The following is a 19,223-nucleotide window of genomic DNA, read 5'->3' on the forward strand; positions in this document are numbered from 1 at the left end:
TCTTTCTCAGGCGGGGTAGTCGGACACGTGCGCGTGCCACTCGGTGGTCGTGCCGTCCTCGGCGGCCTCCACGACCGCGAGGTGGGTCATGAAGGTGTGCGGCCCGGCACCGTGCCAGTGCCACTCGCCCGGCTCGATCCACACCGTGTCGCCCGCGCGGATCTCCTCGACCTCGCCGCCCTCGCGCCGCACCAGCCCCTCGCCCTCCAGGACGTGCAGCACCTGCCCGTGCGGATGTGTGTGCCAGGCCGTGTGCGCACCGGGCGCGAAGTGCACGCTGTAGATGCGAAGCCGGGAGGCGGCGGGGGCGGCTGTCTCGTCCAGCCAGACGGTGCCGGTGAAGTTCTCCGCCGGGCCCTGCCGCGTGCCGGGCCGCCGTCGGGTGATGTGCACGTGACTCAGTTCTCCTGTCCGGGAGTCGGGGAGGTTCCGGGAGTTCCGGGGTGCCGCGGGGCGAGCAGCGCGAGCAGACCTCGGACACCGGCGTCGAAGGCGGCGGGGGAGCCGGAGGCGCGGGCGAGCACATAGCCGCCCTGCACGGTCGCGAGGACGGCCGCGCCGACCTCCGCGCCGTCCAGCTCCGGCGCGAACTGGCCCTGCCGCTTGCCCTCTTCGACGATCTCCGCGATCCGCTCCCGGATCGCGGAGATCGTCTCGTCGACCGGCGCGCGCAGCTCGTCGTTCGCGATCACGTCCGGGTCCATGGTCAGCCGGCCGACCGGGCAGCCGCGCAGCACATCACGCTCGCGCAGCAGATACGCCTCGATCCGCTCGTACGGTGTGCCCGGACCGCCGAGCACGGCCTCGGCGGTCGCCCGCAACTCCGCGGCGGTGCGCCGGATCGCGGCGAGGGCCAGGTCCGGCTTGCCCTTGAAGTGGTGGTACATGCTGCCCTGGCCGGCGCTCGCGCGCTCCAGGATCGCCTTGGGGCTGGTGCCCACGTAGCCGCGCTCCCACAGCAGCTCGCGGGTGGACTCGATCAGTCGTTCCGAGGTGCTCATGCGAGCACTTTACATACTAGTAGTTACAGAGCGCCAGTCCGTTCCCGGAGGAAGACGGCCCGACGTGCGCACCTTGGCGCACCGGGACGGCGGACCCGGCCCGTCGGACCTGTTCCTCCGGTCGGTCCCGGCGACGACCGCGGCCGGCCGGGTCACGTTGCGACCGTCCGTCCTTCAGGAGCGGTCCGGCCGCATCGGCCCGGCGGGAGGGGCCTGACCGCGGCTGGGCACGGTGGGGCCCCGGGTGCCTTTGGCGGCGGGGTACTTCCGCTCACGGGGGAGGTCTGGGTGTCTCGGCTTCGGGGAGCTTCGGGGTGTTTCGGTACGCGGGGGCGGTCGGGTGGCGGGGGAGGCTCTGGGCGCCTTGGGCCCGGGTTGTTTTCGTTCGGGAGGGCCGTCGGGTGGCGAGGGAGGCCTGGGCGCCGTGGTCCTGGGGCACTCGCACTCGCACTGCACTCGCGGGAGCGGTCGGGTGGCGGCGGAGTTCCAGGCGTCTGGAGCCCGGGGCACTCTCACTAGCGGGGTCGGCCGGGTGGCGGCGGCAATTCCGGGCGTCTTGGGCGTGGGGCATGGCCGCGGGGGACGGCCGGGTGGCGGCAGGGGAGGGCTCTGGGCGTCTTGACCCCCGGGGGATCGCCACGTAGTCCCACGCGCGGGCCGGCCCGGGGCGCGGCGGGGGCCCGGGGGTTGTTGGGCCCCGAGGTGCCGCCGGGTCATCGTCCGCCGTAGTCCGCCGCCCCGGCCGGGGCCGCGCTGCCGACGGCCACCGCGCTTCCCGCCGCCGTACCCGCGGTCACGGGCGCGCCGGCCGCGGCCACCGTCTCCATCGGGACGGAGGAGCCGCTTCCCACCGCCACCCCGGCCGCCGCCGGCGCCGAGACCGTCGCCGGGCACGGCGTCGGGGCGGGCCGGGACGTGCTCCGTGGCGACCCTGCCGGATGGCCGCGCACCGCCGCCGGGGCCGGCAGCGTGAACCACACGACCTTGCCGTTCTCGCCGTCCGGCCGCGCCCCCCAGCTCTCGCTCACCGCGGCCACCATCGCCAGCCCCCGACCGCAGGTGGCCAGCAACGGGGTGGTGTCCGCCGGGTCCGTGGCGTCGGCCGGTACCGGAAGGCGCGGATCATGGTCGCGCACCGAGACCGTGAGCCGGTCCGGCAGCAACTCCAGTTCCACGGTGCACGACTTGTCGGGCCTGGCATGCCGGTGGACGTTGCTCAGCAGCTCCGTCACACCGAGCGCGGCTCGGTCGATCAACGGGTCGAGATGCCAGTAACGCAACTGCGCAGATACGATTCTGCGGACCTGGCCGATCCGCGACGGCAGGGCTTGGAGCTCCACCGTGCAGTGCCTGCTTGGGTGACTGATCACGGCTGCGACTCCCCGATGTGAGGTCCGGAGGAACCGGAGGAACACGGAGAACAACGGATCCAGCAGGGAGCTTGCGTCCAAACGTCCGCCTGCTGTCGTGGCCGGCGGGCTGGTTCGCAGCGTTATCGCCGGTAAACCCAGAGTGACGTGAGACCAGCGTGACGCAGCGCATGCGCTCCCGCAACTCGCCGCGACCACGCGTCGTATCCGGCGCGCGGCCGCGTTCACTCGTGCGGCCGGGCGTGCTCAGCCGCCGCGTCCCGCCGCCCGGCGGACCGCTTCGACGAACCGCCGGGCCGCGGGCGGACCGGGCCGGCCCGGCGCGGGGTCGTGCTCGCCCAGCGTCAGCAGATACCGCGTGCCGTTCAGGTCGGCCAGCGCCCGGTCGTCCGGGACGAACCACGGCTTGGAGGCGCGCACCGTCTGCACCGGCGCGCTGTCTATCTCGCTGCCGTAGCTGGTGAGCAACTGGAGCCTGCCGTCGCTGATCCGGACCTGTCCGGCCCGGGTGAGCGAACGCAGCCCCTTGCCGATCCGCACGCCTGTGGCCCTGAACTCCGGCTCGGCCATGTCGGCCCCCCTCGCGCTCTTTTTCGTGGTCGCCTGGTTCCCTGATGCGTCGGTTCCTCGTGCGCCCCCGTCCGGGACGAGCCGTCCCGTCGCGTGCAGTCTGCCTCGGCGTGGCCTGGAGCACCAGCCCGCGCGGGGCGCGTACGGGAGCCACCCGGAGCACTGCGCCTCTTGCGCCCCGACCGGCTCGCACGCCTGTGCCCCAGCCTGTCTTTGGGTGGCCCAAAGATGCGTTTATCCAGATGGGAAGGCCTGTGAAAGGTGCCTATGCTCGATCTGCCGGCCCGCGCGAGGCGCCGTCGGCGACGAGTGTGAGGAGCCCCGCCGTGAGCATCCCGTCCCGGACCAGAACCGGCGCGACCCTTGACGTCGACCGCAGCGACCCCGCCTACCGCCACTGGCTCAAGGAGGCCGTTCGCAAGGTCCAGGCCGACGCCAACCGCTCTGCCGACACGCACCTGCTGCGCTTCCCGCTGCCCGAGAGGTGGGGCATCGACCTCTATCTCAAGGACGAGTCCACCCATCCCACCGGCAGCCTCAAGCACCGGCTGGCCCGTTCGCTGTTCCTCTACGGCCTGTGCAACGGCTGGATCCGCCCGGGCCGTCCGGTGATCGAGGCGTCCAGCGGCTCCACGGCGGTGTCGGAGGCCTACTTCGCGAAGCTGATCGGCGTGCCCTTCATCGCCGTCATGCCGCATACGACCAGTGCCGAGAAGTGCCGGCTCATCGAGTTCCACGGCGGGCGGTGCCACTTCGTGGACGACTCCCGGAAGATGTACGAGGAGTCGGCCCGTCTGGCGGCGGAGACCGGCGGCCACTACATGGACCAGTTCACCTACGCCGAGCGGGCCACGGACTGGCGCGGCAACAACAACATCGCCGAATCCATCTTCCGCCAGCTGCGGTTGGAGCGGTTCCCGGAGCCGGCCTGGATCGTGGCCACGGCGGGCACCGGCGGCACCTCCGCGACGCTCGCCCGCTACGTCCACTACATGCAGTACGACACCCGGATCTGTGTCGCCGACCCGGACAACTCCTGTTTCTTCGAGGGCTGGACCACCGGCGACCCGGACGTCACCTGTGACTGCGGCTCCCGGATCGAGGGCATCGGCCGGCCGCGCGTGGAGCCCAGCTTCGTGCCCGGCGCGATCGACCGGATGATGAAGGTGCCGGACGCGGCGAGCGTCGCCGCCGTCCGCGCGCTGGAGGGCGCCATCGGCCGCAAGGCGGGCGGCTCCACGGGCACCGGGCTGTGGAGCGCGCTGAAGATCGTCGCCGAGATGGTGGCCGAGGGCCGTACCGGCAGTGTCGTCACCCTGCTGTGCGACCCGGGGGACCGGTACCTCGACAAGTACTACTCGGACGCGTGGCTCGCGGCGCAGGGGCTGGACATCGCGCCGTACACGGCGGCGATCGACGCGTTCCTGACCACCGGGGCGTGGCCGGCCTGACGGCGGGTGCGCCGCCCGGCGGGCCGGCGGCGCGTCGACAGCCGCCGGTCCAGGGCGAGGAGGAAGCGGAACGGCGCGGTCCCGTCGGCGGCGAAGGTCCACCGGACGCGGGTGCCGGTGCACCGGGGGAGCCGGCCGCCACTCCTCGACCAGGGTCCGGGCGCCCGGCGCGCCGGTGACCTCGACGCGGTAGGCGTACACCTCGGGCTCCTAGGCCACGAGCACCGCCTCCTCGAACCGTCCCGCTCCTGAGCCGCATCCCCCGGCCGGCGCCGCCGCCGGTGACCCGGGCGAGCGTCACCGCGGAGAACCACCGCGGCCAGCCGGGCACGTCCCGGCGAGCGCGTGGAAGACCCGCTCCACAGAGACGCGGACGTCCCGCTCGAACACCAGCCGTACCGGCGCGGTTCCCGGCGAAGACGTCACCCGCCGGGCGCGGACGACGAGCCATGGGCGCGACCCCTCTCGTGCCGCCCCGTGGAGCGCTCGGCCGTGCGGGGTCTCCGGTGCGCGGGTCTCAGGCCTGTGCGGTCTCGTCCTCCGGCTCGCCCGCCACGACCACCCGCAGATGCTCGGAGATCTCCGCGCGTGCCTCGGCGGGCAGGCCCGCGTCCGTGACCAGCGTGTCCACCTGGTCCAGCGCGGCGAAGGAACTCAGGCCCACCGTGCCCCACTTGGTGTGGTCGGCGACCACCACGACCCGGCGCGCGGAGTGCACCAGGCGCCGGTTGGTCTCGGCCTCCGCGAGGTTCGGCGTGGACAGGCCGGCTTCCACCGATATGCCGTGCACCCCGAGGAAGAGCAGATCGAAGTGGAGCGCGGCGATCGCCTGGTCGGCCACCGGACCCACCAGCGAGTCCGACGGCGTGCGCACCCCGCCGGTCAGCACCACCGTGGCCGCCCCCTGGCGCTGCCCCGAGGTGCGCTGCGCCGCGTGGAAGACATCCGCGACCCGCACCGAGTTCGTCACCACGGTCAGGTCGGGCACCTCCAGCAGATGCCGGGCGAGCGCGTACGTCGTCGTACCGCCGGACAGGGCGATCGCCGCCCCCGGGCCGACCAGCCGGGCCGCGGCGCGCGCGATGTCCTCCTTGGCGGTCGGTTCCAGCCCCGACTTCGCCTCGAACCCCGGTTCGTGCGTACTCGCCTCGACCACCGGCACCGCGCCGCCGTGCACCTTCTCCAGCACGCCCTGACGGGCGAGCGCGTCGAGGTCGCGGCGCACGGTCATGTCCGAGACGCCGAGCTTGCGGGTCAGCTCGTTGACCCGCACTCCGCCCCGGCGCCGGACCTCGTCCAGGATCAGGGCGCGGCGCTGCTCCGCGAGGAGGTTCTGATTCTCGCTCACGTACGCTCCGGTCCTTTCTCCGCCAACCGTCCGACCCGTCCGGCACACCGGCTGCGACCTGGACTTCCGTCCGTCCGGGCCGCGCGCGGGCGTTCCATCCTTTCACGGGGCGCCTCCGCTCGCGCCACCACCTCCGGGGCGTCCGTCGTGACCCGGTTCGGGGAGATTCCGTGACGAGAGGTGTACACGGCGGCCGGACCGGCCATCCTGGAGCCCGCACGACACAGACGTCAGGGCGTCACGGGGGATGTGCGAGATGACGGAAAGCGCGCAGGAGCGGGTCGCGAAGCGGTACGACGGCCCGTCGCCGGACCGGTACGACGACCGGGCCCCGGGTGATCCCCTTTTAGGGGACCGCGGGAGCGATCAGGCGGGCGGCGCGGCCGGGCGGGCCGCGCCGCCGGAGACCGATCTGGAACTGCTGGTGCACGGTGTCGGCGGCACCACACCGGAGAAGATGCTCGGCGATCCGCGCACGGTCCGGGTCTCGGGCGACGACACGGCCGCCGTCTTCCGGCGCACCGAGGACGCCTGGACCGAACCGGCCGACGGGACCGCGCCGGCCGGGCGGGAACCGGGCGGCGGGCCGGTGCGGGAGGCGTACGTCTGGTGCAACCTCACCTCCGGCGACGGCAGCCGCGCCCTGTGGCTGTTGCTGCTGCCGTTCATGGTCGTCAACCTCGCCCACTGGATGCGCCCCGCCGCACCCGGCCGGCCGCGCACCGTCCGGCTCTACGGCCTGCTGGTACGGCTGGCCGCGCTCACCCTGACCGTGCTGCTGGTCGCCGCCGTCTGCGAGGTCGCGCTGGACCTGGTGGCCTGGCAGTGCGCGAACGCCCCCGCGTGCGTACGCCGCCACTCCTGGCTGGGCTTCCTGGCCCCGGCGGCCCCCGGCGCGCCCGCCGGGGCCGGCGGCTGGTGGAGCGCGCCGGGCCGCCGACTGGCCGTCGCCGCCCTGCTGCCGACCGCGCTGACCGGCCTGCTCTGGTACCTCTCGCACCGCACCTGGAGCGCCTACGAGTCCCAGCGGCCGCTGACCCCGGACGCCGCCGCGCAGACCACCGGCGCCACCGGAGCGGGCACCCGCGCCGCCGGACCCGGCGCCGGCACCCAGGAGCCGGATCCCGACGACAGCGCGCTGGCCCGGCCCGGTTTCTGGTACGGGCGCCGTCTGGTCGCGCGGCTGCGTGCGGCGCACACCGCGGCCGGGCTGCTCACCGTGGCCGCCGCCGTCACCGTCCCGGCCGCCCGCTTCGACCACCGGCCCGGCGGCCCCGCCGTCCTGGACTTCCTCGGCTGGGCCGTGCCCGCGGCCCTGCTCGCCGCGGCGGTCGCGGTGGCCTGGGTGGTCTGCCGCCGGGGCCGCAGCGAGCGCCGCCTCGACCGGCGTCTGGACCGGCACCTGGTCCGCGGCCTGCCGCTCGGCGCGCTCACCCTGCTCCTGCTCGCCCTGCTGTACACCGGCTGGTCCCGGCCCGGCTGGCAGTCCACCGGGCGGCTGCCCGGCGCCTGGGCCTTCGGCGGCCTGATGCTGGCCCAGGGCCTGTTCGTCGTCGCCCTCGCGGTCGTGGCCCGGGACCTGTACCGGCGCCGTCCCGACCCGCGCACCGGGATGCGGGGCCTCGGCGGGCCCGCCGTCGCGCTGCTCGCCTGCGCCCTGGCCGGAGTGATCTCCGGCGGGGTCGCCCAGCGCGTCGCCGACTGGCTGGACGGCACCCGGTCCCTGCTCGCCGGCCCGCCCGCCCTGCTGACCTGGCAGGCGTCCGTCATCCCGCCGCTCATCGCGGTGCTGCTGCTCCTGGCCGCCGCCCTCGCGGTGCGCACCGCCCGGCTCGCCCGCGCCGAACGCGCCCGGGTGCGCCGCGAGTACGCCGGGGAACCCGAGGACCCGTCCCGCACCCGCGCCATCGCGCACGCCCGCGCCATGGCCACCCTCACCGACCGCGTCCCGCTCGTCGTCGCCGTCCTCACCGCCACCACCCTGCTGCTGGGCACGGTCGCGCTGGCCGGGGCCGCGGCCACCGGCAAGACGCCCGACGGCGCGGCCCGTCACACGCCCCACCTCCTCCAGGCCGTGGCCGAGACCTCCCAGGCGCTCGGCTCCTGGCTGGTCGGACTCGGCTTCGTGCTCTTCGTGACCTGGGGCAGGCGCGCCTACAAGGACGCCTCGGCCCGGCGGACCATCGGCATCCTCTGGGACGTCGGCACCTTCTGGCCGCGCGCCGCCCACCCCTTCGCCCCGCCCTGCTACGCCGAGCGCGCGGTACCGGACCTCACCTGGCGCATGGTCACCTGGACCCGCCGCACCGGGGGCCGGCTGGTGCTGTCCGGCCACTCCCAGGGCAGCGTCCTCGCCGCCGCGGCGGCCTGGCAACTCCCGCCCTCCGTGCGCACCCGGGTCGCGCTGCTCACCTACGGCTCCCCGCTGGAGCGCCTGTACGGCCGCTGGTTCCCGGCCCACTTCGGCCCGCCGGCGCTCGCCGCCCTGCACCGCGACATCGCCTGCTGGCGCAACCTCTACCGCCGCACCGATCCCATCGGCGGCCCGGTCCGGATCCCCGGCGACACGGTCCCGGAAGTCGACCACGAGCCCCTCCCGGACCCCCGCGTCTACGGCCGCACCCCCGACGACCCGCTCCCGGCCCCGATCCTCGGCCACTCCGACTACCCGTCGGACCCCGTCTTCGCCCGCGAACGCGCCACCCTCCTCACCCGCCTCCTCCCCGGCCTCCCGGCCCAGCGCTAATCAAGTTTGATCAGTGACGGAAGGACGTGTACGCTCCCGGCGGTGTAGCTAGTCAAAGTTGATTAGTCGAGTGTTCCGCCACCGCCGAAGGAGCCCGCATGACCTTCCTGCCCGACACCGGATACACCCCGACCGCCGAGGACCGCGCGAGCCTGGACGCCTGGTTCGCGGAGTACGACGCGGCGAGCGGCCGGCGCGACGTGCCGCGCATGGCGGACATGGCGGTGTTCCCGCTCAACCTGGTCAGCGACGACGCCGCGGGCGACGGCCGGTCGGCGCAGTGGGACCGGGACCGCTTCCTCGCCACCATGACCCACGTGATGGGCGAAGGCGACCAGGACATCACCTTCGAGTCCACCCGGACCCCGGTGTTCCTGTCTGCCTCGATGGCCGTCGTCTTCACCGACTCGACCATGACCGCCGACGGCCACTCCCAGCGCCTGAGGTACGCCGACATCCTGCTCAGGCGGGACGGCAGGTGGGCCTTCCAGACCATGATCCAGCCCGGCTGGGGAGACAACCTGTAACCCGGCGGTCCACGACCGGCCGGAAGCCCGTACGCGGCTCAGGGCAGCTCGGGCAGGTCCTCCGCGTACAGCAGGGTCAGGTCGTCGGTGGTCGGGTCGGGGAACTGGGCGACGCGGCTCGCGTGCCGCTCCACCATCGCCTCGAACGTCTGCCGGGCGGTACGGCCGTTGCCGAACGCCGGTCCCTTCGGAAGCGCCGCGAAGTACGTCAGCAGCGCCTCCGAAGCGCCCGGCGCCAGCCGGTACTCGTGCTCGTCCGCCTGCTGCCGCACGATCCGCAGCAGTTCCTCGGGGCCGTAGTCGCCGAAGGTGATGGTGCGGGAGAAGCGGGAGGCCACACCCGGGTTGACGGAGAGGAAGCGCTCCATCTCCGCGGTGTACCCGGCGACGATCACCACCACCTCGTCCCGGTGGTCCTCCATCAGCTTCACCAGCGTGTCGATGGCCTCCTTGCCGAAGTCCCGTCCGGCGTCCTGCGGGGACAGCGCGTACGCCTCGTCGATGAACAGCACGCCGCCGCGCGCCCGTTCGAAGGCCTCCTGGGTGCGCAGCGCCGTGGAGCCGATGTGCTCGCCGACCAGGTCGACCCGGGACACCTCCACCAGGTGGCCCTTCTCCAGCACGTCCAGCGCGGCGAGGATCCCGCCGTACAGCCGGGCGACCGTCGTCTTGCCGGTGCCGGGGGAGCCGGTGAAGACCAGATGCCGCTTGACCGAGGCCGCCTTCAGGCCCGCCCGCTGCCGGCGCTGGCCCACCTCGATCATGTCGGTCAGCGCCCGCACCTCCCGCTTGACGCTCTCCAGCCCCACCAGCGCGTCGAGTTCCCCGAGCACGTCCTTCGGCGTCCGCCGCGATCCGTCCGCCTCCCCGGCGGGGCCGGACGGTGCCGGCTCCGCCGCGCCCTGCCCGGGCAGGGCGCCGAGCAGGCCGGGGGACTGCGGCACCGTCCGTACGGCCGGCTCCGGGGCGGGCGCCCGGGAGGCGGCACTCTCGTCGCTGGTGCAGTCCTCCACGACCGGCCCCGTCCCGGCGCCCGCGTCCGGGCCGGCGTCGGCGAACTCGTACCCGCCGCGCGCGCACCGTTCCGTACGGCACTTGCGCAGCGTCGTGCGGCTGCCGTCGATCACATGGAAGCCGTAGCCCCCGCTGCCGGTGACCCGGCAGTTCAGGAAGCTGCCCCGGCCGCCCGCGGAGACGTAGAAACCGGCCTCGGCGGCCGAGGCGACCGTGCAGCGCTCGACGACCGGGTCGGCGCCCTTGGTGACGATCACTCCCGTCTGGGTGTCCTCCAGGGTGCAGTTGTTCAGCGTGCCGCCGCTGCCGTGGTCGCGGAACCAGGCGCCGGTCGCCGCCTGCCGGACCCGGCAGTCGTCCAGCTGCGCGATCGCCCCGTCGCTCACCGACACGGCCGTGTTGCGCACCTGGGTCAGATCGCTGTCGACGACGTCCGCGCGGGAGCCGCGGTCCAGGACGAACAGCGCGTCCGGCACGTCGTGCACCCGGCAGGAGTCGAGCACCGCGGTGGCCCCGTCGCTCACCCACACCGCCGGATAGTCGCCGGTGCTGTCGGAGATCTCGCACTGGTTGGCGTCCACCCGGGTCCCGGGGTCCCACACCGACAGGCCGTTGCGCCCGAACCGGCGCACCGTCGTGCGGGTCAGCGTGAGCACCGAGCGGGAGCGCAGGTCGACCGCGTTCTCCGGGATGTCGTGCAGCCGGCAGTCGGCGAGCGTGAGCACCGCGTCGGTGTCCAGGGTGATGCCGTCCGCGGTGGTGCGGTGCACCTCGCAGTCGGTCAGCTGCGCGGTGGCCCGCCCGGTGATCTGCACCCCGGCGCCGCGCACCTCGTAGATCTCGCAGCCCACCGCCTCCAGCGCGGTGTTCTCCCCGGTCACGGTGAGCCCGGTGCCCGAGGCGTGGTGCACCCGGCAGCGCTCCAGCCGCGGCCGGGCCCCGCCGCGGACCGCCACGCCCGCCTGTCCGGCCGCGACGACCTCGCAGTCCTCGAACACCCCGCCGCCGTCGTCGAGTACGGCGATGCCGACGCCGGCCGGATTGTCCACCGTGCACCGGCGCACGGTCGGACGGGCGCCGCCGCGCACCTCGATGCCGACGGCGGACCGGGTGACGATCCGCACGTCCGTCAGCTCGGGCGTGCCCTCCTCGACCAGCAGCGCGGGCGCCGCCGCGTCCTGGCCCTCCACGTGCACGTCCCGCACCACCGCCGAGGCCCGCACGGTGAGCGGCACCCCGTCCGCGGGCGCGATCCGCACCGGACCGGCCGAGCCCTCGGACCCGCGCAGCGTCACCGCCCGGTGCACGACGAGGTTCTCCCGGTAGGTGCCGGGGGCGATGGTGAGGACGTCGCCGTCGGCGGCGGCCTCCAGGGCGGCGGCGAGCGACGCGTACTCACCCGTGCGGCGCCGCCACCGCGATGTACCGGTGTGCGTCACCTGGACCGTGCCCTGTGCCATGGCGTTGCTGTGTCCCCACCTCGTCGTCCTGATGGCTCGCTGCCCGTCGGGGCGCTGCCGCCGGTGCCGGGCCGCGACCGGGCCCGCCCGCCCGCGTGAGCGCGCTCCCCGGCCCCCGCCCGCCCCGGAGGTCACGCACCCACGGGGTGTCGCCGACAGCGCTTCGGCCGGTCCACCGTAGCGCGTGCGTGCGCGGCCGGTTGACCAGAGCCGTGGGGCCGTCAGCTGCCGGTGCCCGCCTTGCCCCAGTCCGGGCCGGCCCGGTCCCACGCCTGGTCCCAGCGCGCGTACCGGCGGCGGACCAGGCGCCATACGGTCACGCGCCGGGCGGTCTCGGCCAGGGCCGCGGTCAGCAGGGCCGCGCCGAGCCCCGCGAGCGCGGCGTGCGTCGTCGCCGTGGCGGAGTCCAGCGGGCGGCCCGTCGCCCGGCCGTGCGGATCGGTCCAGAGCCCGAAGCGGTCGCCGCGGTGCGGGGACTTCAGGTCCGCGAGGACCGGACCGTGCCGCCGGCTGCCGTCCGGACCGGTCCAGTACGCCAGGACCCGGCTGCGGCTCTGCCGCGCGGAGGCCGGCTCGGGGTCGGCCTCCGGCAGGGCGCCGCCCAGTTCGCGCACCACGGTGGCCGTGACGAGATGGCGCGCGTGCTGCTGCTGCCTCGCGGAGCGCTGGAGCGCGTCCTCGGCGGCGGTCCCGACCAGCCACCCCGTCACGGGCGCGGCCACGGCCATCAGCAGCAGCGCGACGAGCGCCGCCCACGCCTCGGCCAGATCGGTCGCCCGGCGCAGCGGATTGCGCCGCCAGCGCCACAGTCCGGTGAGTGCCCGCATGTCCCCCCTTCCGGTCCGTCACCACTCCCGGCGCCGGTGCCCGCCCCGGTCCCGACCGGGAGGGAGCGGCATCATCCGTGCCGGGACATCCGACGTACGCGGTCTCTCACGAATTCCCCACGCTCCCTCAACGACCGGCACACGGCCCCCGGTTCCCGGTCCGCGCCGATCACCGCCGGTCGAGCACGCGCACCGGGTCGCCCACGCCGACCGTGCCGGGGCCGAGGGGCACGAGGTTCAGCCCGAACAGCACCTTCCCGCCCGTCCTGCGGTGGCGTGCCAGGGTGTGCAGGGGCTCCCGGCCGCGTGCGGCGGTGTCCTGGTCGGTGGTGGTCACCACGCACCGCGCGCTCGGCTTGGCGACCCGGAAGACCACATCGCCGACGGAGATCCGGCGCCAGCCGTCCTCGGCCCAGGGCTCGGTGCCGGCGACGACGAGATTGGGCCGGAACCGGTCCATGGGCAGCGGGCCCTCGTGGGCGTGCGGCCCCTCGGCTATCAGGGAGTTCAGCGCGTCGAGCGAGGCCGACGTGGTGACCAGCAGGGGGAAGCCGTCGGCGAAGCTCACCGTCTCGCCGGGCAGGGCGTGGTCCGGGGCGACCGCGCGGCGCACGGCCGGGTCGTCCATGTGGACCAGGCGCACGTCGGTCCCCAGATAGGCGCTGCACCAGGCGTGCGCGGCGGCGGCGGCCGGGACCGCCTCCACCTTCGTGCGGAACACGTCCACCGGAATGGTCCCGGCCGGCTTGGGCACCTCGACCGTCAGCGGCGCCCGGCCGGGCGCGGACAGACGAACGCCGCCGCCGGCCAGAGGCTCGGCGGCGGCCAGCGCCAGGCGCGGCGACTCGCGCTGTGTGACGACCTTTCCCCCGTCGTCGATCAACGTCCAGCGCCGGTCACCGGCCAGGCCCCAGGGCTCCACCACGGCCGACCGGGGCGCGACGCCCCGGAACGCCTTGACCGGATGGACGTGGATCGACTGCACTACGGCGTTTCCCATGCCGTCCATCGTGCCAGGCGGCACCGACAGCCGGGTGTGCCGTCAGTAGCCGCGGTACTGCTGGTTGTTGTACGGATCCTGGTAGGGCGCCTGCGCGGGGCGCGGCGCGGCCGGGCGCATGGCCTCGTACCCGTTGCCGCCCTGCGCCATCGGCCGCTGCTGCTGCGGGGCCTGCGGGCCTGGATAGCCGCGCGGGGCGCTCGCCTGCTGCGGGATGTACGCCGTGGGCGCCTGCTGCAGCGGTGCGGGCTGCTGCGTCTGCGGATAGCCGTAGACCGGGGGCTGCGCGGACGGGGCCGCCGGGAGGGCGGGCAGGGCCGAGGGCAGTGCGGGCAGGCTGTTGCCCGTGTCGTAGGCGGCGGGGACCCTGATCGGGGCGATCTGCGGAGTGCCACGCTCGGCGACGAGCGAGTCGTAGATCGGGGTCTCCTTGAAGGAGGCGGAGTAGTAGCCGCCACCATAAGTGGAGCGGGGGGAGGTCATGGCACATAAGTTAAGCCCACGATGTGCTGGTTGGGGAGACCGATAAGAGGGTTGTTTTCCGTGTCGTCGGGAGTCTGCCATCCCCAATACGAGCGAACATGGCAAAAAGGGACACCAATCGACGTTTGGATCGTGTAAAGGCCGAGTTCCTTCGGTGTTACCGGCGGTTGACCGGCGATCTTCCTGTGCCGTTCCGGGGCGCGCGCCGCGGCCCGGAATAGGTTGTGCGGTAGGGATCGCACGGGCCGAAAAGATCCGGACCGACGGGCGAAACGCGCCGAGCCGACACGAGATGGGGGCGGACATGTCAATGCCGAAAGGGTCGAACACGCAGGTGCCGACCGCGGCGCTACGCGTCGAACTGGGCTGGCGCTCCGGCCCCGGGGTGCCGGACGCCGATGCCTCGGCGCTGCTGCTCACCTCCGGAAAGGTCCGCTCCGACGCGGACTTCGTCTTCTACAACCAGCCCGCCCACCCCTCCGGCGCGGTGCGCCACGAGGGCAAGCGGACGACCGGCGGACGGGTCGCCGACACCCTGCTGGCCGACCTCGGGCGCGTGGAGGACGGCATCGAGCGGATCGTCCTCGCCGCCTCCGCCGACGGCGGCACGTTCGGGCAGGTCCCGGACCTCTACATCGAGGTGACCGACGCCGCCTCGGGCCGGGTGGTCGCCCGCTTCGACAGCCCCGGCGCGACGGTGGAGACGGCCTTCGTGCTCGGCGAGTTCTACCGCCGCCAGGGCGGCTGGAAGTTCCGCGCCGTCGGCCAGGGCTACGACAGCGGACTCGAAGGACTGGCCGGGGACTTCGGCATCACCGTGGACGAACCCCAGCGCCCCGCACCCCCCGCCGCGGCCCCCGTCACCCCGCCACCCCCTCCCGTCACGGCCCCCGTCACCCCGCCGTCGCCTCCCGCCGCGGTCCAACCACCGCCGCCCGCCGCCCAGCCGGTCCGGCTGTCCAAGGTGACGCTCACCAAGGCGGCCCCCTCCGTCTCGCTCGCCAAGCAGGGCGGCACCTCCGGCGCCATGCGGGTCAACCTCAACTGGCAGATGAACAAGCAGCCCACGGGCTGGCTCAGCCGGCTGGGCGGCCAGGGCGGCGTCGACCTCGACCTCTGCGCGCTGTACGAACTCGCCGACGGCCGCAAGGGAGTCGTCCAGGCCCTCGGCAACGCCTTCGGCGAACTGCACCGGCCGCCGTACATCCATCTCGACGGCGACGACCGCACCGGAGCCGTCTCCCGCGGCGAGAACCTCACCATCAACCTCGACCACACACACGACTTCCGGCGCATCCTCGTCTTCGTCACCGTCTACGAAGGTGCCCGCTCCTTCGCCGACCTGCACGCCACCGTCACCCTCCAGCCGCAGCACGGCGCCCCCATCGAGTTCTCGCTCGACGAGTGCACCGTCGCCTCCCCGGTGTGCGCGCTGGCCCTGATCACCAACACCGGCGGCGACCTCATCGTCCGGCGCGAGGCGCGGTACCTGGTGCCGGAGCGCGGATCGAGCCCGCAGCGGGCCATAGACCGCGCCTACGGCTGGGGCATGAACTGGACGCCCGGCCGCAAGTGACCCGCGCGCGCCTCCGGCCCGGTTCAGCCCTCCTCGGCAACCGCGTCCGGGCGCGCGTAGGTACGGCCCTTCCAGGCGGCCCCGCGCCCGCGGTAGTGCTGCACGGCCGAATCGACCGTCATCAGCAGGTACAGCGACGCGGTGAACGGCAGCAGCGGCGCGAGCCACAGCGGCTGCCCGTAGTAGCGCAGCATCGGCAGGTACGTCCCCGCCATCACCGCCCACGCCGCCGCACCGACGAGCGCGACCGCCGGGTCGCCGCCGGCCGCGCCCACGACCACGGCGGCCGGCGGCACCAGATACACCAGCGCCAGCCCGGCGACCGTACCGAGGAGCAGCAGCGGATGGTGCCGCAGCTGGGCGTAGGCGCTGCGCGAGACCATCCGCCACAGGTCGCGCAGCCGCGGATAGGGCCGCACGCTGTCCACCCGCTCGGCCAGCCCCAGCCAGACACGGCCGCCCGCGCCCTTCACCGCGCGGGCCAGCGCCACGTCGTCGATCACGGCGTGCCGGATGGCGTCCGGGATGCGCGCCTGCTGCGCCATGTCCGCGCGCAGCAGGACGCACCCGCCCGCCGCCGCGGCCGTACGCGAGCCCTTCCGGCCGATCCACCGGAAGGGATACAGCTGCGCGAAGAAGTACACGAAGGCCGGCACCACCAGCCGCTCCCACAGGCTCGCCACCCGCAGCCGCGCCATCTGCGACACGACGTCGAAGCCGCCCGCCCCCGCCGCCGCCACCAGCTCCCGCAGGCTGTCCGGCGCGTGCGCGATGTCCGCGTCCGTCAGCAGCAGGTACTCCGGGTCACGCGCGCGTGCCAGCCCGATGCCGTACCGCACCGCCCACAGCTTGCCCGTCCAGCCCGCCGGCGGCTCACCGGGCGAGCCCACCGTCAGCGGCAGCCCGCCGTGCCGCCGGGACAGCTCGCGGGCCAGCTCCCCGGTGCCGTCCGTACTGCCGTCGTCCACCAGGAAGACCTCGGCCCGCCCCGGATAGTCCTGCGCCAGCAGCGACGGCAGGCTCTCCGGCAGCACGGCGGCCTCGTCCCGGGCCGGTACGACCACACAGACCGACGGCCACACCTCCGGCTCCCGGCGAGGTGGCAGCCGGACGTCCGTGCGCCAGAAGAAGCCCTGGCCGAGCAGCAGCCAGGCCCAGGCGGCCAGTGATACGACGGTGATCCACAAGTACGCGTCCACGGCGGCAGTCTGCCCCACCGGCACGGGCCCGTGAGAGGGCATCGTCTATCGTGGCCGGGTGAAGATCGCGCTCATGGACTCCGGAATCGGCCTGCTCCCCGCCGCCGCCGCGGTACGCCGGCTGCGCCCCGACGCGGATCTGGTGCTGTCCTGGGACCCGGACGGCATGCCCTGGGGACCGCGCACTCCCGAAGACATCACCGAGCGGGCCATCGCCGTCGCCGGGGCCGCCGCCGCGCACGATCCCGATGTCCTGATCGTCGCGTGCAACACCGCCTCCGTGCACTCCCTGCCGGCGATGCGGGCCCGCTTCGAGCCGCGGCTGCCGATCATCGGCACCGTACCGGCGATCAAGCCGGCCGCCGCGAGCGGCGGACCCGTCGCGATCTGGGCGACCCCGGCCACCACGGGCAGCGCCTACCAGCGCGGCCTGATCGAGCGGTTCGCCGACGGCGTGGCCGTCACCGAGGTGGCCTGTCCCGGCCTCGCGGACGCCGTGCACCACGCCGACGACCAGGCGATCGACGCCGCCATCGCCTCGGCCGCCTCCCGCACGCCGGACGACGTGACCACGCTCGTCCTGGGCTGCACCAACTACGAGCTGGTCGCGGAGCGGATCCGCGCGGCCGTCCAGCGGCCCGACCGCCCGCCGCTCGTGCTGCACGGCACCGCCGGGGCGGTGGCCGCCCAGGCCCTGCGCCGCATCGGAGTGGAACCGGCCCCGCACGCCGTCGCCGACACCACCCTCACCGTGCTGCTGAGCGGCCGCGAGGCGACGCTCCCGGACACCGCGCTGTCCTACGACGAAGGCCGCTTCCTGCGCTCCGTCAGCCCGGTGCGCTGACCGGCGCGGCGGCCGTCCGCCGCGCGCCGCCCGGGCCGGTCACCGTGCGCCACGCCCTCCCCGGGCGGCGAAACCCGGGTAACCTCATACGCATGAGGGACCATCCCGACCCCGACGGAAAGCTCCCCCCGGTCTGGAAGGGACGCGCCACCAACCGGGTCCAGTGGCTGCTCGCGCTCGTCGGCGCCGCCTGCATGGCGCTCGGCATCGAGCTGGCCGTCGACTCGGCCTGGACGTCCGGCATCGCCCCGCTGGTGATGTCCGTCGTCGGCTGCATCGCGGCCGGCCTGCTGGTGCTCTTCGGCACCCTCGCCTTCGTACACGTCGACCTCAAGCTCGACCGTGAGTGCCTCGAGGTGCGCTGCGGCCACATCGGGCTGCCGCGCCGCCGCATCCCGCTCTCCCACGTGGCCGGCGCCGACTTCACCGCCCTCGTCACCCCGCGGCAGTGGGGCGGCTGGGGTTACCGGTGGCGTCCCGAGAAGGGCACCGCCGTCGTCGTACGCCGCGGCGAGGGCATCGTGCTGCGCCTGTGGGACGGCCACACGTTCACCATCACCGTGGACAACGCGGAGTCCGCGGTCCGGCTCATCAGGGACCGCCTCCGCACGATCCGGCCGGGAACGGCGGGCTGAGCCGGCACGCGCGCTTGCGTGCCGGGCGGGAGCGATGGCCTGGTGCGCCGGCGGGCCTCCTGCGCGTCTCACGGTGACCACGGCCGGGCCGTCGCCCAGCCCGCCAGGAGGCCGGCGCCCGCCGTCACCGGCGTGAAGCTCAGCGCGTTGCTCACCGAGGCGAGCGCGGCCAGCGCCGTCAGGGCGGCGCCCGCGGTGAGCGCGACCGGCGTGGGCCGCGCGGTGCGCCACAGCGCGTACAGGACCCAGCAGAACACCGCGGCCAGCAGCAACACGCCGACCAAGCCCTGTTCGGCCGCCTGTTGCAGCGGGGCCGAGTGCGGTCTGCCGTCGGCCGGCGCCGCCGGTGCGCCGAGGCCGCCCAGTTCGCCGAACCGGCCGGGCCCGACGCCGAGGCCGCGGTGGTGGCCCGCCAGCCGCAGCGCGTCCTGCCACTGCGGCACCCGGTGCGCGGGGAACCAGCCGCCGAACGCCCCGGCGAGCCCGCCCGGCAGCGCGCCCGCCGCGACCGCCCAGATCACGGCTGTCACCAGGACCGCCGCCCCCGCGAGCCCCGCCAGCCACCTGCCCCGGCCGTGCGCCGAGCCCGCGGCCAGCGAGCACAGCAGGACGGCCCCGCCGGCCACGCAGCCGGCCGCCGATCCCAGCAGCAGCCCGGCCGGCACGATGGCGCAGGCCAGCGCCGCCAGCCCGATCCGCAGCGCCGGTACGCCCGTCGCCCACGCGGCACAGCACGCGGCCCCGGCGGCCAGCGCCAGCAGCGCGGCCGTGCCGCCGGCGGACCCGAGCGGGCCGGCGTACCAGGGACCGGGAGAGAGCCGAGGCAGCGTCACCGCCAGGACCAGTCCCGCCGCCGCGCCGGCGCACGGCGCGGCCACCGGCAGCAGCGCGCCGGACACCCGGCCCCCGGCATACCCCGCGGCCAGCGCGAGCACCGCGAGCAGCATGCCCTCCGGCCGTCCGCCATGGACCGCCGCGGTGATCAGCGACCACCCGGCGCAGGCCCCCAACAGGATCATGCCCGCCCCGTCGGAAACGTTTCTTCGCGCGCAATAGGCATCCGCACCGCACGTACCGGTCGCGGACTGCGTCCCCGTCGACCCCACCCGTCGCCCCTCGTACCCGGTCCCCCGGCCTTGGCAGGCCCCGGCCGCGGGCCGGTGTCCGGCCGG

The 19,223-nt window shown here is 74.7% G+C and carries 17 protein-coding genes and 1 pseudogene; 6 read left to right on the forward strand and 12 right to left on the reverse strand.

Going from position 1 to position 19,223, the window contains the following annotated elements; genetic code table 11:
- Positions 1 to 6 precede the first annotated feature (6 nt).
- From SCK26_RS32415 to SCK26_RS32430, 4 genes are all read right to left on the reverse strand, one after another.
- Positions 7 to 393 carry a cupin domain-containing protein gene (locus tag SCK26_RS32415; RefSeq protein ID WP_318204903.1) on the reverse strand — a complete coding sequence of 129 codons (387 nt, stop codon included), beginning with the start codon at positions 391 to 393 and terminating at the stop codon, positions 7 to 9.
- A gap of 5 nt (positions 394 to 398) precedes the next feature.
- Positions 399 to 1,001 carry a TetR/AcrR family transcriptional regulator gene (locus tag SCK26_RS32420; protein WP_318204904.1) on the reverse strand — a complete coding sequence of 201 codons (603 nt, stop codon included), beginning with the start codon at positions 999 to 1,001 and terminating at the stop codon, positions 399 to 401.
- A 713-nt stretch (positions 1,002 to 1,714) separates the two neighbouring features.
- Entirely contained in the window at positions 1,715 to 2,371 is a 657-nt protein-coding gene (locus SCK26_RS32425) for an ATP-binding protein (protein ID WP_318204905.1), read from the reverse strand.
- 246 nt (positions 2,372 to 2,617) lie between these two features.
- The gene (locus tag SCK26_RS32430) at positions 2,618 to 2,941 is read right to left on the reverse strand and encodes a hypothetical protein (protein WP_318204906.1); all 324 of its coding nucleotides are present in this window, start codon (positions 2,939 to 2,941) and stop codon (positions 2,618 to 2,620) included.
- A gap of 326 nt (positions 2,942 to 3,267) precedes the next feature.
- Between SCK26_RS32430 and SCK26_RS32435 the strand changes: the two genes are divergently transcribed.
- Positions 3,268 to 4,392, forward strand: a complete 1,125-nt coding sequence (locus SCK26_RS32435; protein ID WP_318204907.1) for a PLP-dependent cysteine synthase family protein — start codon at positions 3,268 to 3,270, stop codon at positions 4,390 to 4,392.
- Positions 4,393 to 4,436: 44 nt separating this feature from the next.
- Here the strand turns inward: SCK26_RS32435 and SCK26_RS32440 are convergent.
- Positions 4,437 to 4,843 (reverse strand): annotated as a pseudogene (locus tag SCK26_RS32440) (SRPBCC family protein); the annotation flags it as partial.
- A gap of 66 nt (positions 4,844 to 4,909) precedes the next feature.
- A complete protein-coding gene (locus tag SCK26_RS32445) occupies positions 4,910 to 5,740 on the reverse strand; it encodes a DeoR/GlpR family DNA-binding transcription regulator (protein ID WP_318204908.1) in 831 nt (276 codons plus the stop codon).
- 256 nt (positions 5,741 to 5,996) lie between these two features.
- On the opposite strand from SCK26_RS32445, the gene SCK26_RS32450 reads away from it, so the two are divergent.
- Positions 5,997 to 8,486 carry a hypothetical protein gene (locus SCK26_RS32450; protein ID WP_318204909.1) on the forward strand — a complete coding sequence of 830 codons (2,490 nt, stop codon included), beginning with the start codon at positions 5,997 to 5,999 and terminating at the stop codon, positions 8,484 to 8,486.
- 98 nt (positions 8,487 to 8,584) lie between these two features.
- Positions 8,585 to 9,013, forward strand: coding sequence for a DUF4440 domain-containing protein (locus SCK26_RS32455; RefSeq protein WP_318204910.1), 429 nt, complete (start codon positions 8,585 to 8,587; stop codon positions 9,011 to 9,013).
- A gap of 38 nt (positions 9,014 to 9,051) precedes the next feature.
- Here SCK26_RS32455 and SCK26_RS32460 read toward each other — a convergent pair whose 3' ends face one another.
- From SCK26_RS32460 to SCK26_RS32475, 4 genes are all read right to left on the reverse strand, one after another.
- On the reverse strand, positions 9,052 to 11,487 hold the full coding sequence (locus SCK26_RS32460; protein WP_318204911.1) for a right-handed parallel beta-helix repeat-containing protein: 2,436 nt from the start codon (positions 11,485 to 11,487) through the stop codon (positions 9,052 to 9,054).
- 221 nt (positions 11,488 to 11,708) lie between these two features.
- A complete protein-coding gene (locus SCK26_RS32465; RefSeq protein WP_318204912.1) occupies positions 11,709 to 12,314 on the reverse strand; it encodes a hypothetical protein in 606 nt (201 codons plus the stop codon).
- A gap of 169 nt (positions 12,315 to 12,483) precedes the next feature.
- Positions 12,484 to 13,314 carry an MOSC domain-containing protein gene (locus SCK26_RS32470; RefSeq protein WP_318204913.1) on the reverse strand — a complete coding sequence of 277 codons (831 nt, stop codon included), beginning with the start codon at positions 13,312 to 13,314 and terminating at the stop codon, positions 12,484 to 12,486.
- 42 nt (positions 13,315 to 13,356) lie between these two features.
- Entirely contained in the window at positions 13,357 to 13,797 is a 441-nt protein-coding gene (locus tag SCK26_RS32475; protein ID WP_318204914.1) for a DUF6643 family protein, read from the reverse strand.
- A 310-nt stretch (positions 13,798 to 14,107) separates the two neighbouring features.
- Between SCK26_RS32475 and SCK26_RS32480 the strand changes: the two genes are divergently transcribed.
- Positions 14,108 to 15,373 carry a TerD family protein gene (locus SCK26_RS32480; RefSeq protein WP_318206141.1) on the forward strand — a complete coding sequence of 422 codons (1,266 nt, stop codon included), beginning with the start codon at positions 14,108 to 14,110 and terminating at the stop codon, positions 15,371 to 15,373.
- Between the two features lie 23 nt (positions 15,374 to 15,396).
- Here SCK26_RS32480 and SCK26_RS32485 read toward each other — a convergent pair whose 3' ends face one another.
- Positions 15,397 to 16,590, reverse strand: a complete 1,194-nt coding sequence (locus tag SCK26_RS32485; protein WP_318204915.1) for a glycosyltransferase — start codon at positions 16,588 to 16,590, stop codon at positions 15,397 to 15,399.
- Positions 16,591 to 16,630: 40 nt separating this feature from the next.
- Here SCK26_RS32485 and SCK26_RS32490 point away from each other — a divergent pair, with 40 nt between their 5' ends.
- A complete protein-coding gene (locus SCK26_RS32490) occupies positions 16,631 to 17,416 on the forward strand; it encodes a glutamate racemase (RefSeq protein WP_318204916.1) in 786 nt (261 codons plus the stop codon).
- A gap of 92 nt (positions 17,417 to 17,508) precedes the next feature.
- Positions 17,509 to 18,051 carry a hypothetical protein gene (locus tag SCK26_RS32495; protein WP_318204917.1) on the forward strand — a complete coding sequence of 181 codons (543 nt, stop codon included), beginning with the start codon at positions 17,509 to 17,511 and terminating at the stop codon, positions 18,049 to 18,051.
- 68 nt (positions 18,052 to 18,119) lie between these two features.
- Here the strand turns inward: SCK26_RS32495 and SCK26_RS32500 are convergent, their stop codons facing one another.
- Positions 18,120 to 19,070 carry an O-antigen polymerase gene (locus SCK26_RS32500; RefSeq protein WP_318204918.1) on the reverse strand — a complete coding sequence of 317 codons (951 nt, stop codon included), beginning with the start codon at positions 19,068 to 19,070 and terminating at the stop codon, positions 18,120 to 18,122.
- Positions 19,071 to 19,223 lie beyond the last annotated feature (153 nt).

It is taken from the genome of Streptomyces sp. SCL15-4, from assembly GCF_033366695.1.
Lineage (GTDB): Bacteria > Actinomycetota > Actinomycetes > Streptomycetales > Streptomycetaceae > Streptomyces.

What these genes read in the sequence shown, in the direction of transcription:
- SCK26_RS32500 (WP_318204918.1), bottom strand. Translation starts at nt 19,070, where the DNA reads ATGATCCTGTTGGGGGCCTGCGCCGGGTGGTCGCTGATCACCGCGGCG.
- SCK26_RS32470 (WP_318204913.1), bottom strand. Translation starts at nt 13,314, where the DNA reads ATGGGAAACGCCGTAGTGCAGTCGATCCACGTCCATCCGGTCAAGGCG.
- SCK26_RS32465 (WP_318204912.1), bottom strand. Translation starts at nt 12,314, where the DNA reads ATGCGGGCACTCACCGGACTGTGGCGCTGGCGGCGCAATCCGCTGCGC.
- SCK26_RS32455 (WP_318204910.1), top strand. Translation starts at nt 8,585, where the DNA reads ATGACCTTCCTGCCCGACACCGGATACACCCCGACCGCCGAGGACCGC.
- SCK26_RS32450 (WP_318204909.1), top strand. Translation starts at nt 5,997, where the DNA reads ATGACGGAAAGCGCGCAGGAGCGGGTCGCGAAGCGGTACGACGGCCCG.
- SCK26_RS32480 (WP_318206141.1), top strand. Translation starts at nt 14,108, where the DNA reads ATGCCGAAAGGGTCGAACACGCAGGTGCCGACCGCGGCGCTACGCGTC.
- SCK26_RS32420 (WP_318204904.1), bottom strand. Translation starts at nt 1,001, where the DNA reads ATGAGCACCTCGGAACGACTGATCGAGTCCACCCGCGAGCTGCTGTGG.
- SCK26_RS32430 (WP_318204906.1), bottom strand. Translation starts at nt 2,941, where the DNA reads ATGGCCGAGCCGGAGTTCAGGGCCACAGGCGTGCGGATCGGCAAGGGG.
- SCK26_RS32475 (WP_318204914.1), bottom strand. Translation starts at nt 13,797, where the DNA reads ATGACCTCCCCCCGCTCCACTTATGGTGGCGGCTACTACTCCGCCTCC.
- SCK26_RS32460 (WP_318204911.1), bottom strand. Translation starts at nt 11,487, where the DNA reads ATGGCACAGGGCACGGTCCAGGTGACGCACACCGGTACATCGCGGTGG.
- SCK26_RS32495 (WP_318204917.1), top strand. Translation starts at nt 17,509, where the DNA reads ATGAGGGACCATCCCGACCCCGACGGAAAGCTCCCCCCGGTCTGGAAG.